Raw genomic sequence first — 1,224 nt, 5'->3', positions numbered from 1 at the left:
GGAACCCTTAATGGACTTTCAAACGGATAAACAAGTTGTTGAACATATTGAAATAGATGCATTTAACTGGTCTGCTGAATTTGAAGCGTTAGCCAATCGGATTGGTGCTCAATTTCCGCGTGTGGAAGCGCGACAACGTTGTCGCGCTTATCTATTGGGATTACTTAGTTCAGTTGAACGAAAAAACGGTTGGCAATTAGCTGAGTATACTGGTAACTCGACTCCATACGGTATTCAACATTTGTTGGGTAGGGCTAGATGGGATGCTGAAGCAGTTCGCGATGACTTACAACATTATATTTTAGAACATTTATCTCATCCTGAGGCAGTTATAGTAATTGACGAAACGGGTTTTCTTAAAAAAGGTCAAAAATCTGTAGGGGTTCAACGGCAATATAGCGGAACTGCTGGGCGGATTGAAAATTGTCAAATCGGAGTATTCTTAAGTTATACCAGTCCAAAAGGGGCTACCTTGATTGACCGTAGTCTCTATCTTCCTAAAGCTTGGATTGAAGATGCACAACGTTGTAAAAAGTCCGGGGTACCAAATGGTACAGAATTTTATACCAAACCTCAACTCGCACGTCAGATGTTGCAACGTGCCTTTCAGGCACGTTTACCAATCAAATGGGTAACAGGTGATTCTGTTTATGGTAGCGACAGTCGTCTAAGAAGGTGATTAGAAAACGAGCAGCAAGCTTATGTTTTAGCAGTTTCTGCTAAGGAATCAGTGTCAATTGGTTGGAATCCATACAAAGTGAGAGACTTAGCCGCCCAGACGCCCGAAGAAAAATGGGAGATCATTACCTGTGGAAATGGATCGAAAGGTCCACGAAAGTATGAATGGATACGATATCCTCTCAATTGTCCAGATGCTCCAGAATGGCAACGATGGCTTCTGATCAGAAGGCATCTTCATGAAAGAGATCAATTGGCTTACTATATTGTATATGCTCCAGAAGAAACGACCCTGGAAGATCTCGTTCAAGTGGCTGGAACTCGATGGGCGGTCGAACGTTGCTTTCAAGAAGCTAAAGGTGAAGTGGGACTGGATCAATACGAGGTTCGCTCATGGACAGGCTGGTATCGCCACATTACATTGTCTATGGTTGCGCATGCTTTTCTTAGCGTGATGCGTTCAAAAGGAGTCCTTGTGGACCCGCAAAAAAGGGAACCCACATTTCCAAAGATGAACAGCTTAACCAAATTCAAACGGGGCCGGGG

1 pseudogene is annotated in these 1,224 nt (G+C 43.5%); it reads left to right on the top strand.

The features are described from left to right. Positions 1-10: 10 nt before the first annotated feature. Positions 11-1,224 (top strand): annotated as a pseudogene (locus I8U27_RS20330) (IS701 family transposase); the annotation flags it as partial.

The organism is Paenactinomyces guangxiensis (assembly GCF_016055185.1).
In the GTDB taxonomy this organism is placed as follows: Bacteria; Bacillota; Bacilli; order Thermoactinomycetales; family Thermoactinomycetaceae; genus Paenactinomyces; species Paenactinomyces guangxiensis.
This window is presented reverse-complemented; position numbering and strand designations above follow the sequence as displayed.